Annotated in this window: 13 protein-coding genes and 1 tRNA gene; all 14 read left to right on the plus strand. The window is 54.7% G+C overall.

All coding sequences use genetic code 11. The features are described 5' to 3' along the window. A partial coding sequence (locus JW937_04220) for an elongation factor Tu (protein ID MBN1586620.1) occupies nucleotides 1-91 on the plus strand: 91 nt, incomplete at its 5' end. 66 nt (nucleotides 92-157) lie between these two features. After that, nucleotides 158-234, plus strand: a tRNA-Trp gene (locus JW937_04225). 54 nt (nucleotides 235-288) lie between these two features. After that, nucleotides 289-474 carry a preprotein translocase subunit SecE gene (gene secE / locus JW937_04230; protein MBN1586621.1) on the plus strand — a complete coding sequence of 62 codons (186 nt, stop codon included), beginning with the start codon at nucleotides 289-291 and terminating at the stop codon, nucleotides 472-474. Between the two features lie 33 nt (nucleotides 475-507). Further along, nucleotides 508-1,041, plus strand: a complete 534-nt coding sequence (nusG, locus tag JW937_04235; GenBank protein MBN1586622.1) for a transcription termination/antitermination factor NusG — start codon at nucleotides 508-510, stop codon at nucleotides 1,039-1,041. After that, on the plus strand, nucleotides 1,041-1,472 hold the full coding sequence (gene rplK, locus JW937_04240; protein ID MBN1586623.1) for a 50S ribosomal protein L11: 432 nt from the start codon (nucleotides 1,041-1,043) through the stop codon (nucleotides 1,470-1,472). Before nusG ends, rplK begins: the two co-directional genes overlap by 1 nt. Next, nucleotides 1,472-2,170, plus strand: a complete 699-nt coding sequence (locus tag JW937_04245) for a 50S ribosomal protein L1 (protein ID MBN1586624.1) — start codon at nucleotides 1,472-1,474, stop codon at nucleotides 2,168-2,170. The genes rplK and JW937_04245 overlap by 1 nt, the downstream gene beginning before the upstream one ends. Nucleotides 2,171-2,197: 27 nt before the next feature. Then, nucleotides 2,198-2,728, plus strand: coding sequence for a 50S ribosomal protein L10 (locus JW937_04250; GenBank protein MBN1586625.1), 531 nt, complete (start codon nucleotides 2,198-2,200; stop codon nucleotides 2,726-2,728). Nucleotides 2,729-2,768: 40 nt separating this feature from the next. Further along, the gene (rplL, locus tag JW937_04255; protein MBN1586626.1) at nucleotides 2,769-3,263 is read left to right on the plus strand and encodes a 50S ribosomal protein L7/L12; all 495 of its coding nucleotides are present in this window, start codon (nucleotides 2,769-2,771) and stop codon (nucleotides 3,261-3,263) included. 93 nt (nucleotides 3,264-3,356) lie between these two features. After that, nucleotides 3,357-7,082, plus strand: coding sequence for a DNA-directed RNA polymerase subunit beta (gene rpoB / locus JW937_04260; GenBank protein ID MBN1586627.1), 3,726 nt, complete (start codon nucleotides 3,357-3,359; stop codon nucleotides 7,080-7,082). A gap of 21 nt (nucleotides 7,083-7,103) precedes the next feature. Continuing rightward, nucleotides 7,104-11,192, plus strand: a complete 4,089-nt coding sequence (gene rpoC / locus JW937_04265) for a DNA-directed RNA polymerase subunit beta' (protein MBN1586628.1) — start codon at nucleotides 7,104-7,106, stop codon at nucleotides 11,190-11,192. A gap of 21 nt (nucleotides 11,193-11,213) precedes the next feature. Beyond that, nucleotides 11,214-11,588 carry a 30S ribosomal protein S12 gene (locus tag JW937_04270; GenBank protein MBN1586629.1) on the plus strand — a complete coding sequence of 125 codons (375 nt, stop codon included), beginning with the start codon at nucleotides 11,214-11,216 and terminating at the stop codon, nucleotides 11,586-11,588. Nucleotides 11,589-11,606: 18 nt separating this feature from the next. Then, nucleotides 11,607-12,077, plus strand: coding sequence for a 30S ribosomal protein S7 (rpsG, locus tag JW937_04275; protein ID MBN1586630.1), 471 nt, complete (start codon nucleotides 11,607-11,609; stop codon nucleotides 12,075-12,077). An 88-nt stretch (nucleotides 12,078-12,165) separates the two neighbouring features. Further along, nucleotides 12,166-14,238, plus strand: coding sequence for an elongation factor G (fusA, locus tag JW937_04280; GenBank protein ID MBN1586631.1), 2,073 nt, complete (start codon nucleotides 12,166-12,168; stop codon nucleotides 14,236-14,238). 88 nt (nucleotides 14,239-14,326) lie between these two features. Beyond that, nucleotides 14,327-15,531, plus strand: a 1,205-nt coding sequence (tuf, locus tag JW937_04285) for an elongation factor Tu (protein MBN1586632.1), incomplete at its 3' end; no start/stop codon positions are given.

Genomic DNA, 15,531 nt, shown 5'->3' on the forward strand with positions numbered 1-15,531 from the left:
GCCGATCGCGATGGAGAAGGAATTGCGTTTCGCGATTCGAGAAGGTGGCCGTACGGTTGGTGCCGGCGTCGTCGCCGAAATCTACGAATAAGGTTTTTTAGAGACGCTGGGCATGCGTTGTAAGCGGGTTTGCGACGTGTGCCCGGCTCCTATTTCTAGGCCAGTAGCTCTAATTGGTAGAGCAGCGGTCTCCAAAACCGACGGTTGGGGGTTCGAATCCCTCCTGGCCTGCCAGTCGCGGTCAGGAGTCTAGCTCCTAAGAGATGACGGACGGAGGAATCGGCAGAGATGATTGCTCGGACAAAGAAGTTTCTGAGTGAAGTGCAGACAGAGATGAAAAAGGTTACCTGGCCTGAGCGACAGGAACTTGTCGGTTCTACTGCTATTGTCATCGTCTCCACCATTTTGCTGGCTACCTACATCGGCCTCTGGGACCTTGTGTTCTCCAGGTTGATGAACTTCCTAATCCGCTGAGGTTTCCCGGATTTCAGAAGAGAAGGGATTTTGATGTCTGAGAGCAAGTGGTACGTTGTCCACACTTTGACTGGGCAAGAAGAAAAAGTGAAGTTGAGTCTGGAAAGCCGCGCCAGAGAAGATGGCGATGGCTCGTTGATTCAGCAGGTGCTCATTCCGACCGAACAAGTTTCGGAGGTCCGGGATCGCAAGCGCCGGATTTCTTTGCGGAAGTTTTTCCCGGGGTATGTCCTGGTGGAGATGTCGCTCAATGACGAGTCTTGGTATGTCGTCAAGAACACACCAGGGGTGACGGGATTTGTGGGCTCCGGGTCTAAGCCGGTTCCGCTCAGCGACAGGGAAGTGAATGTAATTCTCAAGCAGGCTGAAGAGAAGAAAGAAAAGCCTGTTCCCAAGGTTATTTTTGAAGTGGGCGAGTCCGTTAAGGTAATTGAAGGACCGTTCACCAACTTCACGGGTGAGGTTCAGGATGTCAGTCCGGACAAGGGCCGGCTCAAGGTGATGGTTTCCATCTTTGGGCGCGAGACCCCTGTTGAGTTGGAGTACTGGCAGGTGGAGAAAATGTAATGGCTAAGAAAAGAATCATGGGCATCATCAAACTGCAGTGTCCGGCGGGCCAGGCAAATCCTGCCCCGCCTGTGGGCCCGGCCCTGGGTGCCAAGGGTGTGGCGATTATGGACTTCTGCAAGGCATTCAATGACAGGACCAAAGAGAAGGCAGGACTCATTCTTCCGGTGGTGATTACGGTCTACGATGACCGTAGCTTTACCTTTATCATCAAGAGCCCTCCGGCTGCTGTGCTGATCAAGCAGGCTGCCGGTTTAGCCAAGGCTGCGAATAACCCGGGCAAAGAGATTATGGGTTCTATTAAACGTTCCCAGGTCGAAGAGATCGCCAAGACAAAAATGGAAGACCTCAATGCCATTGATTTGGAAGGCGCCTGCCGAGTAATTGAAGGCACTGCCCGCAGCATGGGCGTAAAGGTGGAGGCAGCTTAATGGCACCCGAGAGCAAACGTATGAGAAAGAGCCGCGAGAAAGTCGCGGAGGTTCAGCAGACAAATCCCATTTCCTTGGATCAAGCGGTCACATTGCTCAAGTCACTTCCCCAGCCGAAGTTTGATCAGACGGTCGAAATCAGTGTGAAACTGGGTGTGGATCCGCGCAAGGGCGATCACATGGTTCGGGGCAGCGTGAGCCTTCCGAACGGGACAGGCAAGACACAGCGCGTGGCCGTGTTCTGCGAAGGGGACGCCGCTAAACAGGCAGAGAAAGCCGGTGCTGATTTTGTGGGCGGCGACGATATGATCAAGAAGGTGGACGGCGGCTGGCTGGATTTTGATGTGGCCATTGCCACTCCGGATATGATGAGCCGGCTGGGCCGTCTTGGACGCGTGCTAGGTCCGCGAGGCTTGATGCCGAGTCCGAAGGCGGGGACTGTCACCACGGATGTGACAAAGGCAGTGACGGAATTTAAGGCGGGCCGTGTGGAATTCCGCATGGATAAAACAGCCAATCTCAATGCCCCGGTAGGCAAGATTTCATTTGAGGAAAAGGCCATTGTGCAGAATGTGAACAGGATGCTCGAGGCCATTAGAGAGGCCAAGCCCGCGACAGCGAAAGGGACCTATTTCCAGAGGATTTCTGTGAGTACCACGATGGGTCCGGGTATTCTTTTGGAAATCGCCACTGCATAGCGGTACCAAAGCGAGAAGGAAAGTATCATGACTAGTACAGGTGTAAAGGCAGGACGCTTTGTTAGAGAAGAGATCGTTCGCACGCTGAAAGACGAGGTGGGCGGCAAAGATTTCTTTGTTACAAGCTTTTCGGGCCTGGGAGTGGGAGACGTTGAGGACTTGCGTAAGAAGCTTCGTGAACCTTCCGCGCGTTTTCGCGTGGCCAAGCGCTCCTTAAGCCGGCTGGCTTTGGAGAACAAGTCCGGAATTCTCGATAAGACCACAGGGACCGTCGGCTTTGCCATTGCCGGTGAGGATGGATTGGCCGTGTCAAAGATCCTCGTGGATTTTTCCCGGAATTTTAAGACCTTTGAGATTTGGGGCGGAACGTATGAAGGCCAGGTCCTCACACCGGAAGGTGTGCAGGAACTGGCTTTGTTGCCTTCCCGGCAGGAGCTGTTGGCCAAAGTGGCCGGTGGGTTCAACGCTCCGGTGAGTGGTTTTGTGGGCGCCCTGGGTGGGATTGTCCGCAAGTTTCTCTATGCGCTCAAGGCGCTGGAAGAAAAGAAAAGTCAGTAGTCCTGAGAGCATTCGCGCTTTCATAGTAAAGGAGTGAACCATGGCAGACGAAGCCAAAATTGAAGAGGCAAAGACAGAGGTAGCTACTGCCGAGCCCAAGACCGAAGACGCTCAGCAGGAAAGCACCGAGACCAAAAAGGCCCCGGTTGAATTGTCCGACAAGGCTGCCGGGATTCTCAGCACGGTTGAGAACATGACCGTGATGGAGCTCGCCAATCTTGTTAAGGCTCTCGAGGAGAAGTTCGGCGTGACCGCAGCCGCTCCGGCCGTGGCTATTGCAGGTGCAGTTGCCGGCGGGGGTGATGCGGGTGCAGCAGAAGAGCAGGATAGCTTCAATGTGGTGCTTACAGCCGTTGGCGGCCAAAAGATCCAGGTCATTAAGGAGATCCGCGCGATCACCAACTTGGGCCTGAAAGAAGCCAAGGAATTGGTGGACAGTGCCCCGAAGGCGGTCAAGGAAGGCGCCACCAAGGAAGAAGCCGAAGAGATCAAGAGCAAGCTCGAGGCGGTAGGCGCCACCATAGAGCTCAAATGACAGCCGAACACAGATTCTTCGCTTTGGTCGGAATGACAAAGCGCATGCTGCGGCATGGCATGAAAACCGCCACTACATTGGAGGTCTTACTCTGTGACTGAGCGCGTTAGCTTCTCCAAAATCAGTGAAGTGCTCGATCTGCCTGATTTGATCGAGACCCAAATCCAATCGTACGAACGCTTCCTTCAGAAGGACGTTCCGGTGACCAAGCGTGAGCCAATTGGGCTTCAGGCGGCGTTCAAGGAAGTCTTTCCGATCGAGAGCCATGACGGCGAGTACAAACTCGATTTCGTGGGCTACTCTTTGGGACGGCCTAAGTACAACGAATTGGAATGTCTGCGGAGGTCGATGACCTTTGCGGTTCCGCTGAAGGTCAAGCTGCGTCTAACGTCCAAACACTGGACCAAGGAACAGGAAGTCTATCTCGGCGAGCTGCCGCTGATGACAAAGACCGGAAGCTTCATTATTAATGGTGACGAGCGTGTGGTGGTAAGTCAGTTGCACCGTTCGCCCGGGGTCTCTTTCGAGGAAACACTTCACCCGAGTGGCAAGCGCATCTACTCCGCGCGCATCATGCCTTATCGTGGCGCATGGCTGGAATTCGAGTTTGATATAGGGGAAGTCCTTTATGTGCTCATTGACAGACGCCGAAAGCTGATCTCAACGACCCTGCTCAGGGCTATGGGCTTGTCGTCGGACCGGCAGATTTTTGAGGCCTTTACTGCGGTCGAGGATATCAAGTGCGCCGACAAGCGCGAGATGAAGGCCCTGGCCGGCAGAACTTTGGCTGCACCCGTGGTGGTTGGAGACAGTGATACTGCCCTGGCCTTGCCCGGACAACAGCTGTCCAAGGAAGACTTGGAAGTTCTGTGGGAAAACGGGGTGCGGGAGATTGCTCTCACCGTTACGGAAATCCCTGAGCTGGTGCGGACTCTCGAGCGGGATAACACTCGCAGCGAGGAGGAAGCCCTTCTCGATATTTACAAGCGGTTGCGGCCGGGAGAGCCCCCCACGGTCCAGAGCGCCCGTTCTCTGCTGCATCGCCTTTTCTTTGATCAGCGGCGCTATGACATGGGGCAGGTTGGCCGGCACATGATCAACCGCAAGCTGGATATGAAACATGAGCTCGATAACCGCACTTTGGATATCGATACCGTCATTGCCGTGATGCAGTATCTTTTGCGTCTGCGTAACGGTCAGGGGAATGTGGACGATATCGACCACTTAGGCAATCGCCGTGTCCGTACAGTGGGTGAGTTGGTGCAGAATCAGTTTCGGATGGGGCTGGCGCGGCTGGAGCGTTCTTGTCGCGAGCGGATGGCGATTTATGATTTAGAAAACGTCATGCCTTATAACCTGGTCAATCCCAAGGCTGTGTCCTCAATGATGATGGACTTTTACGCGCGCAGCCAGCTTTCCCAGTTTATGGATCAGACCAACCCTCTGGCTGAGCTGACACACAAGCGCCGTCTTAGCGCCCTTGGACCGGGCGGTTTGAGCCGGGAGCGTGCGGGTTTCGAAGTGCGTGACGTTCATCATTCGCACTACGGCCGCATTTGTCCGATCGAGACCCCTGAAGGTCCGAATATCGGTCTTATTTCCTCCCTCAGTACGTTCTCCCGTGTCAATGAATTTGGTTTCATCGTCACACCCTACCGCAAGGTGGTGAAAGGCCGCGTCACTCAGGAGATCGTGTATCTCTCGGCTGACGAAGAGGACCGTTACGTTATCGCCCAGGCAAACGCCCGTTTGGATGACAAAGGTTTTTTTGTGAGGGATCGTGTGAGTTGCCGTTGCCGGGGAGACTTTCCGAATATGCCCCCGGAAGAAATCGATTTCATGGACGTCTCTCCGAGACAGTTGGTTAGTATTGCGGCGAGTCTCATTCCCTTTCTCGAGCACGACGATGCGAACCGCGCCCTGATGGGTTCGAATATGCAGCGTCAAGCCGTGCCTCTTCTAAGGGCGGAGCCACCCTTGGTCGGTACGGGGATGGAGAGTAAGGTAGCGCGGGATTCCGGGGCCCTGGTCTTGGCAGATCATGACGGTGTTGTGCGGGCTGTTACGGGTGAAGAGATTCATATCGGCTCCCAGGTGTATAAACTTCGCAAGTACGCGCGCAGCAATGCCGATACCTGTATCAACCAGCGCCCATTGGTTGAGGTGGGGCAGCGCGTCAAAAAGGGGGACATCATCGCTGATGGTCCCGCGACTCGGGGTGGAGAGCTGGCATTAGGCCGGAACCTGCTGGTCGCGTTTATGCCTTGGCGCGGTTACAACTTTGAAGATGCCATTTTGATCAGCGAACGCGTGGTCAAGGAAGACGTCTATACCTCTATCCATATTGAGGAATTCGAGATCGAGGCGCGGGATACGCGCTTGGGCCCGGAAGAGATTACCCGGGACATCCCGAACGTGAGCGAAGACGCGCTGAAGGACTTGGACGAAACAGGCGTAGTCCGCATCGGGGCCGAGGTTCAGCCCGGGGATATCCTGGTGGGCAAGGTGACGCCCAAGAGTGAGACCGAACTCACACCCGAAGAGAAACTCTTGAGAGCGATCTTTGGAGAAAAGGCCGGCGACGTGCGTGATGCCTCCCTGACAGTGCCGCCGGGCATTGAGGGGATTGTGGTGGAAGTGAAAGTCTTTTCGCGCAAACCGCACCGTCCCAAGACGCGAGAGGAGCTTTCCAAGGAGCACGAGCAGGTTGAGTCCATCCGCGCTTATTACCAGAATCAGATTGACCAGATCGAGAAGGAGCGCTTGAGCAAGCTGCTTAAGCTTTTGGATGGCGCGCGTCTGGGAACGGATCTGACGGAAAAGAAGACCGGAGAGGTGCTTCTGCCCGAGAACAGAATTCTCCGTGAGCGGGATGGTAAGAAGCTGTCTCGATGCGGTTTGGCCAAGCTCAAGCTCGTGGACGACAAGAAGACCGAAGACGAGGCCAAGCAGATGGCCGCCTCCTATGACAGCCAAATTGAAGAACTGCGTATGGAGGAGGACCGGGAGGTCGAGCGCATCAAGCGTGGTGATGAGTTGCCTCCGGGTGTGATCAAGCGCATTGTGGTCAACGTGGCTTGCAAGCGGAAACTTTCGGTGGGAGACAAGATGGCCGGCCGGCACGGAAACAAGGGTGTGGTTGCCAAGATCCTGCCTGAAGAGGATATGCCCTTCACTGAGGACGGGATTCCCATGGATATTGTTTTGAATCCTCTGGGTGTGCCTTCCCGTATGAATGTGGGCCAGATCTTGGAAACCCATCTGGGTTGGGCTGCCCATGCGTTGGGCTTCCGGGCGATTTCCCCCGTGTTCGGGGGGGCGACTGAAGAGGAAATTAAGGAGCAGCTGCGCAAAGCCAATCTTCCCGAAGACGGCAAGACTGTTCTTCTCGACGGATTCACGGGCCGGCCCTTCGATCAAAGGGTGACTGTGGGATATATCTACATCTTGAAGCTGGCCCACTTGGTGGACGACAAGATCCACGCGCGTTCAATCGGTCCGTATTCACTGGTGACGCAACAGCCTCTGGGTGGGAAGGCCCAGTTCGGCGGCCAGCGTTTTGGTGAAATGGAAGTCTGGGCCTTGGAAGCCTACGGTGCGGCTTATGCTCTGCAGGAACTCCTGACGGTCAAGAGTGACGATGTAGCCGGCCGCACGCGGACATATGAAGCCATTGTGAAGGGAGAGCAGAATCTGCAGCCTGGCACTCCCGAGTCCTTTAATGTTCTTGTCAAAGAGCTGCAGAGCCTGGCTCTGGATGTGCGTCTTGAAAAGCGCAGTTCATCTGAAGATGACGGAGCCGAAAACTTAGAGAGTTAACCCTTCCACGCGAGGAACTTGATGAGCAATATCAATGCCTTTGACACGATTTCAATAAGGATCGCATCCAAGGATGTAATCAAGTCCTGGTCTCACGGTGAGGTCAAGAAGCCTGAGACCATCAACTACCGGACATTTAAGCCGGAGCCTGACGGATTGTTCTGTCAGAAGATCTTTGGCCCGGTTAAGGACTGGGAGTGCGCCTGCGGCAAGTACAAGCGAATCAAGTATCGCGGCGTGGTTTGTGACCGTTGCGGTGTTGAGGTGACTCTCTCCAAGGTGCGGCGCGAGCGCATGGGCCATATTGAACTGGCCGCGCCGTGCACGCATATCTGGTTTTTTAAGGCCATGCCTTCGCGTATCGGAGCGCTGCTCAACCTGAGTCTCAGGGAGCTCGAGAAGGTTGTCTACTATGAAGAGTATGTTGTCACGGATCCGGGAGATACTCCTCTGAAGAAGGGGGATCTTCTGGACGAAGAAAAATTCCAGGAGTACACCAAGCAGTTCGGCGGTTCGTTTACAGCCAAAATGGGCGGAGAAGCAGCCCATGACTTGCTATCCTCCGTGGATCTCGATGAGTTGATTGCCCAGCTGCATGCGGACTTGGAGCGCTCCAAGGCAGAACAAGTGCAGCGCAAGACCGTTAAACTTCTGAAGATCGCCTATTCCTATAAGCAATCCGGCAATAAGCCCGAGTGGATGGTCTTGGATGTGGTTCCGGTTATTCCTCCGGATCTCCGCCCACTGGTGCCTTTGGACGGCGGGCGCTTTGCGACGAGCGATCTGAACGATCTTTACCGCCGGGTAATCAACCGGAACAACCGTTTGAAGAAGCTTATCGAGCTCCGCGCTCCGGATGTGATTGTGCGCAATGAAAAGCGCATGCTTCAAGAGGCCGTGGACGCGCTTTTTGACAATGGCCGTCACGGGCGTCCGGTGCTCGGGCCGCTCAACAGGCCTCTCAAATCTCTGAGCGATATGCTCAAAGGGAAGCAAGGGCGTTTTCGTCAGAACCTGCTCGGAAAGCGGGTGGACTATTCCGGCCGTTCAGTCATCGTGGTGGGTCCGGAGCTCAAACTCCATGAGTGCGGACTGCCTAAGCAGATGGCGCTGGAGCTCTTTGAGCCCTTTATCATTCGCAAGTTGCGTGAGCGCGGTTTTGTCCACACCATCAAGAGTGCCAAGCGAATGGTGGAACGCGCGCGCCTGGAAGTTTGGGATATCCTCGAAGAAGTCATTAAGGATCACCCGGTGCTTCTGAATCGTGCACCCACGCTGCATCGGTTGGGAATTCAAGCCTTTCAGCCACAGCTGGTGGAAGGCAAGGCCATCCGGATCCATCCCTTGGTGTGTACGGCGTTTAACGCCGACTTTGACGGGGACCAGATGGCGGTCCATGTGCCGCTTCTCAATGAGGCGCAGATGGAGCTCCGGCTTCTGATGCTTGCCTCGAACAATGTCTTTTCGCCCGCTGACGGACGCCCGATCGCCACGCCGACCCAGGATATTGTTTTGGGCTGTAACTACATGACGAAGGTCCAGGAGAACGGCAAGGGTGAGGGAATGGTCTTCGGGAGTTCGGATGAGGCTCGGCTTGCCTATGATGAAGGCGTGGTTGGTTTGCACTCCAGGGTCAAGATCAGAAGGCCTGAGGGAATTATCGACACAACAGTGGGGCGGATTCTTTTTAACGATATTCTTCCCGATGATTTGGGCTATGTGAACGATGAAATGACCAAGGGCGCCCTGAGTGATTTGGTAACGCGCGCCTACCACACGGTGGGACATTCGCGCACAGTTCAACTGCTGGATGATTTGAAAGACCACGGTTTTGAACAGGCCACGCTGGCCGGTATCTCCATTGCGGTAGATGATCTGCAGATGCCTCAGGCAAAAACAGACAAGCTGGAAGAAGCCCATGCTGAGGTTCGTCACGTAGAGGATCAGTATCAGAATGGTCTGATCACGGACGGCGAGCGATACAACAAGATTATCGATATTTGGACCCATACGACAGATACTGTTTCGGACTTGATCTTTGACGGTTTGGATATCTTTAACCCGATCTTCATGATGGCAGACTCCGGAGCTCGTGGTTCCAGGGCCCAAATTCGCCAGTTGGCTGGTATGCGCGGTCTCATGGCCAAACCCTCGGGTGAGATCATCGAGAGTCCGATCACCGCAAACTTCCGCGAAGGTTTGACCGCCCTGGAATATTTTATCTCTACTCACGGCGCTCGAAAGGGATTGGCCGATACGGCTCTCAAGACCGCGGACTCCGGATATTTGACGAGGCGTCTTGTGGACGTGGCCCAGGATATTATTGTGACGGAACATGATTGCGGTACGACCCGCGGTATTTTGGTGAATTCCATTATCGAGGGTGACGAAGTCATGGTCCCGCTCTCCGAGCGTATCGAGGGCCGCGTGGCCTTGGATAACATTGTGGATATCATCACCGACGAGCTGATTGTCGGATCGAATGATTTAATCACTGATGAACAGGCCCGGAAGATAGAAGAAGCCGGTATTGAAAAAATCCGAATCCGCAGTGTGTTGACCTGTGAGACTCAATTCGGTGTTTGCGGCCAGTGTTATGGCAAAAACCTGGCCTCCCAGCGTCCTGTGGATTTGGGTGAGGCTGTTGGAATCGTAGCGGCGCAGTCGATCGGAGAGCCGGGCACTCAGCTCACCATGCGTACCTTCCACATTGGTGGAACCGCAAGCCGTATCATTGCGCAGTCGAGTTTGGCCTCCAAGTTTGACGGTGTTTACGGCTATCACAATCTCAAGACGGTAAAGAACCGCAACGGAGAGGTTGTGGTTCTCAACAGGAACGGACAGCTCAGTGTGAACGAGCCCACGGGCCGAGAGCAGGAGCGTCATACCGTGCCTCAAGGTGCGGTTGTCGGCGGCGAAGAGGGAGCCGCGGTCAAGGTGGGGGATGAAATTGCCCGTTGGGACCCCTACACGTCACCGATTTTGACCGAGGTCGCGGGTTCGGTTCGCTATGAAGACATTATTGAAGGCGTGACCATGCGCGAGGAACCCGACGAGGCTACGGGTCTGGTGGACCGGGTCATTGTGGATCACCGCGGAGATTTCCACCCGCAGATCGTGATTGTGGATTCAAAGACCGAGGATGTCCTGGCTTTGTATCCTTTGGCGTCCGGGGCTCATATTACTGTGAAGGAAGGCTTTGAAGTCCATGCAGGTGATGTTTTGGCTAAGACGCCTCGCAAGCTCTCCAAGACCAAGGACATCACCGGAGGTCTCCCCAGAGTTGCGGAACTCCTAGAGGCGCGCCGTCCCAAGGATCCGGCCATCATCAGTGAGATCGACGGCACGGTCGAGTTCGGCGGGGCCAAAAAGGGCCAGCGCCGCATTATTGTTAAGAATCCGACGGGGATGCAGAAGGAATATCTAATTCCGCACGGGAAGCATCTGAATGTTTACAAGGACGATTTGGTCACCAGCGGCGAGCCGCTCACAGACGGCCCCATTGTGCCTCAGGACATTCTGAGAGTCTCCGGGGACCAGCGTCTCCAAGAGTATCTGGTCAATGAAGTGCAGCAGGTTTACCGTCTCCAAGGAGTGCGCATCAACGATAAGCACATTGAGATCATTGTGCGGCAAATGTTGCGCAAAATTAAAATCGAGGATGCCGGTGATACGGACATGCTGGTGGGTACCCAGGTGGATCGAGGGGTTTTCCAGCGCCAGAATGCCGAAGTGATTGCCAGAAAAGGCAAGCCGGCCGTGGCGAGTCCCGTGCTGTTGGGGATTACAAAGGCCTCTCTGAGTACCGAGAGTTTTATCTCTTCCGCGAGTTTTCAGGAGACAACCCGGGTTCTGACCGATGCCGCTGCAAGCGGACGCCGGGATGAGTTGCGCGGCCTTAAGGAAAATGTGATCATGGGCCACTTGATTCCCGCGGGCACGGGATTCAAAGCACACCAGGCGATCCGGGAAGTTCTTTTGGGCACCCCTGTTGAGGTTCCTGTTGAGGAGCATCTTGAGGCAGATCAAGAGGGGAGCGGCGACTCAGATGAAGAAATTGAAGCCCTTACGGGTCCGGGCAGGACGGATGCCGAGGGACATGAGAATTAAAGTAAACCGAGAAGGAAATCCATGCCTACCATCAGCCAATTGATTCGCAATAGTCGCAGGAGTCAGAAGGGTAAGAGCAAGTCTCCTGCTTTGAACAGTTCACCCCAACGCAGAGGGGTTTGCTTGCAAGTGAAGACCATGACTCCTAAGAAGCCGAACTCGGCCTTGCGTAAGGTGGCCAGAGTTCGTTTGACGACAAGTATTGAAGTGACGGCCTATATCCCGGGCGAAGGCCACAATTTGCAGGAGCACTCCATTGTGTTGGTGCGGGGCGGGCGCGTGAAGGACTTGCCGGGTGTGCGCTACCACATTGTGCGCGGCACTCTGGACACGGCTGGGGTGGCTAATCGCAAGAAGTCGAGATCTAAGTATGGCGCCAAGGCGCCTAAGGCATAGTAAGGGAGGATACGGAACGTGAGACGCAGACGGGCGAACCGCCGGGAAATTATTCCCGACCCCAGATACGGCAGCAAATTGATTTCAAAGTTTGTCAACGCCATCATGCTTAAGGGCAAGAAGGCCAAGGCTGAGAGAATTGTATACAGTGCCTTTGGGATCGTTCAGGAGCGGACGGGTAAGGATTCGCCTCTGGAGATACTGCAGAAGGCTGTTGATAACGTTCGTCCGCGGGTTGAGGTAAAGTCACGGCGAGTGGGTGGAGCGACGTATCAGGTGCCGATTGAAGTGCGTCCTGACCGCAGTGTTTCTCTGGCTCTCCGTTGGATTCGTGACTTTGCGCGTGGCCGCAAGGGCAAACCCATGGAAGAGCGTTTGGCGGACGAGTTGCTGGATGCTTTTAACGGCACGGGTACCGCAGTCAAGAAGAAGGATGATACCCACCGGATGGCCGAGGCCAATAAGGCCTTTGCCCACTACCGCTGGTAGACAGGACTTAGAACAGGAGACCAAAGATCGGAGACAAGCTCTCAAGTCTTTGGTCTTCGGTCTATGTCCAGGATAGAAAGTAGAGATTATGAGTCGGTTAGATCTTAAGAAAATGCGAAATATTGGAATTGTCGCCCATATTGATGCCGGGAAGACGACCACTACCGAACGCATTCTGTTTTATACGGGCCGGACCCACAAGATGGGAGAGGTTCACGAAGGCACTGCGACCATGGACTGGATGGCGCAGGAGCAAGAGCGGGGAATTACCATTACCTCCGCAAGCACGACATCATTTTGGAAAGATCACACGATCAATATCATCGACACCCCGGGCCATGTTGATTTTACCGCGGAAGTCGAACGCTCTCTTAAGGTTTTGGACGGTGCGGTTGTGGTCTTTTGCGCAGTAGGCGGCGTGGAACCACAGAGTGAAACCGTTTGGAGGCAGGCTGACAAGTACCATGTCCCCCGGATGGCTCTTGTGAACAAGATGGATCGCACAGGGGCGGATTTCTTCGGAGTGGTTGAGCAAATGCGCGAGCGGCTCGGTGCGAATGCCCATCCGATTCAAATTCCTATCGGGGCTGAAGAGAAATTTACGGGCCTGATTGACCTGGTCAACATGAAGGCCCGGATTTTTAAGGATGACATGGGTAAAATCTTTGAGGATGTCCCGATTCCGGACGAGCACAAGGAAGAGGCGGACAAATATCGTGCTGAGCTTGTGGAAGCGGTGGCCGAGTGTGACAACGAATTGATGGAGGCCTATCTCGACAACGAAGAGATTCCCAATGAACTTGTTGCCCAGGCCGTGCGGGGCGGCGTGCTTCTCAGCAGTTTTATCCCGGTGCTCTGCGGATCCGCTTTTAAAAATAAGGGAGTTCAGAGCCTTTTGGATGCGGTTTGCGAATATCTGCCCAGTCCGCTGGACGTAAAACCTGTGACGGGAATCAACCCCAAGACCGAGCAGCCGGTGGAGCATCTGCCCCGGGACAGCCAGGCCTTGTGTGCGCTGGCCTTCAAGATCATGTCCGATGCCTTTGTGGGAAAGCTGACTTTTGTGCGTGTTTATTCAGGGATCATCAAGGCCGGCACCTATGTGTACAATGCGGGGCAGCATAAAAAGGAACGGATCGGCAAAATTGTCCGGATGCATGCCAATAAGCAGGAGATTGTGGAGGAGCTGCACGCCGGGGATATTGCCGCAATTGTCGGGCTCAAGAACACCAAGACAGGGGATACTCTTTGTGATGAAAACGAGCCTGTGATTCTGGAGTCCATTGATTTTGCAGATCCCGTGATATCCATGGCTGTGGAGCCGAATTCCAAGGCCGATCAGGACAAGCTCGGCAATGCCCTGCACCGATTGCAGGAAGAGGACCCCACATTTGTGGTGCGCTTTGACAAGGAAACAGGCGAGACCATTATCTCCGGGATGGGGGAGCTCCATTTGGAAGTCTTGGTTGATCGTATGAAGCGGGAATTTCGTGTCGAGGCCAATGTGGGTAAACCGCAGGTGGCCTTCAAAGAAACCATCGGGATTGCCGGAGAGATCAATGAAAAGTTTGTCCAGCAGACCGGTGGACACGGGCAATACGCCCACGTGGTTATGACCTTTGAACCGGGAGAGCGCGGTTCAGGTGTGCAATTCGAAGAGAAGATCAAGGGGGGCACAATTCCCCGGGAATACTTCAAGGCGGTCGAGGCCGGGGTCAGGGAAGCGGCTCTCAGCGGGGTGTTGGCAGGCTATCCGGTGACGGACCTCAAGGCCACGCTCATCGACGGGACCTACCACGAGGTGGATTCTTCGGAAATGGCCTTTAGGATAGCGGCCTCGATGGCGCTTAGATCGGGCATGAAGAAGTGTAAAGCCAAGCTCCTGGAGCCCGTGATGAAGGTGGAGGTCGTGTTTCCCGAGGACTATCTCGGGGAGGTCATCGGGGACCTCAACTCCCGGCGGGCCAAGCTCGAGGCAGTGAACCAAAAGGGCCGCCTCAAAGAGGTGGATGTCCTGGTACCCCTGGCAGAAATGTTCGGGTACGCAAGCACTTTAAGATCCTTGACTCAGGGCAGGGGATCGTATAACATGGAGCCTTGTTATTATGCAGAGGTTCCGCAGCAGGTTGCGGAAAAGGTGATTGGGGCCCAGCGAAAATAAGGTGCAAAAGCCTCTGATGGGTGCTTTTGGCCTATTTTGCTAACCCCACTTTCTTTTTAGGTAAGTTATCTCACTGGAGGGCCGTTGGATGGCTAAGGAGAAATTTGAAAGAACAAAGCCTCACGTAAACGTGGGAACGATTGGGCACGTGGACCACGGGAAGACGACGTTGACGGCGGCGATTACGACGGTAATGGAGAAGAAGGGACTGGCGACGAAGATCAGCTACGACGAGGTAGCGAAGGCGAGCGAGAGCCAGGGGCGCAGAGACGCGACAAAGATTTTGACGATTGCAGTGAGTCACGTGGAGTACAGCACGGAGAACCGGCATTACGCGCACGTGGACTGTCCGGGTCACGCGGATTATGTAAAGAACATGATCACGGGTGCGGCTCAGATGGACGGGGCGATCTTGGTGGTGTCTGCGGCGGACGGACCGATGCCTCAGACGCGTGAGCATATATTGCTGGCTCGGCAAGTGAACGTTCCTTCGATTGTGGTGTTTTTGAACAAGGTGGACACGGTTGAAGATCCGGAGCTGCTGGACTTGGTGGAACTGGAAGTCCGGGAGCTGCTGAGCAAGTACGAGTATCCCGGGGACGACACTCCGATTATCAGAGGGAGTGCGTTGAAGGCATTAAACGGCGAGGACGACGAGCTTGGGGAGAAGTCGATACTTGCGTTAATGGAAGCGGTAGACACGTTTATTCCGACACCGGCTCGTGAGGTGGACAAGCCGTTTTTGATGCCTGTAGAGGATGTATTTTCGATTACGGGGCGCGGAACGGTAGGGACGGGAAGAATCGAGCGCGGTGAGATAAAGGTAGGGGAAGAAGTAGAGATTGTGGGTTTGTCCCATGACTCGAAGAAGACGACGGTGACCGGGGTAGAGATGTTCCGGAAGCTGTTGGACAGCGGGCAAGCCGGGGACAATGTAGGGTTGTTGCTCAGAGGAGTGGAGAAGACGGACCTGGAGAGAGGCCATGTATTGGCTGCGACAGGGAGCATCAAGCCACACACGAAATTTAGAGCCCAGGTGTATATATTGACGAAGGACGAGGGCGGGCGGCACACTCCGTTTTTCAAGGGGTACCGGCCGCAGTTTTATTTTAGAACAACGGATGTAACAGGGACGATTGAGTTGCCTGAAGGCGTGGAGATGGTGATGCCGGGAGATAACCTGGAGATCAACGGGGAGTTGTTCACGCCGATCGCGATGGAGAAGGAATTGCGTTTCGCGATTCGAGAAGGTGGCCGTACGGTTGGTGCCGGCGTCGTCGCCGAAATCTACGA

This window comes from Candidatus Omnitrophota bacterium, from assembly GCA_016929445.1.
Lineage (GTDB): Bacteria > Omnitrophota > Gorgyraeia > JAFGIU01 > JAFGIU01 > JAFGIU01.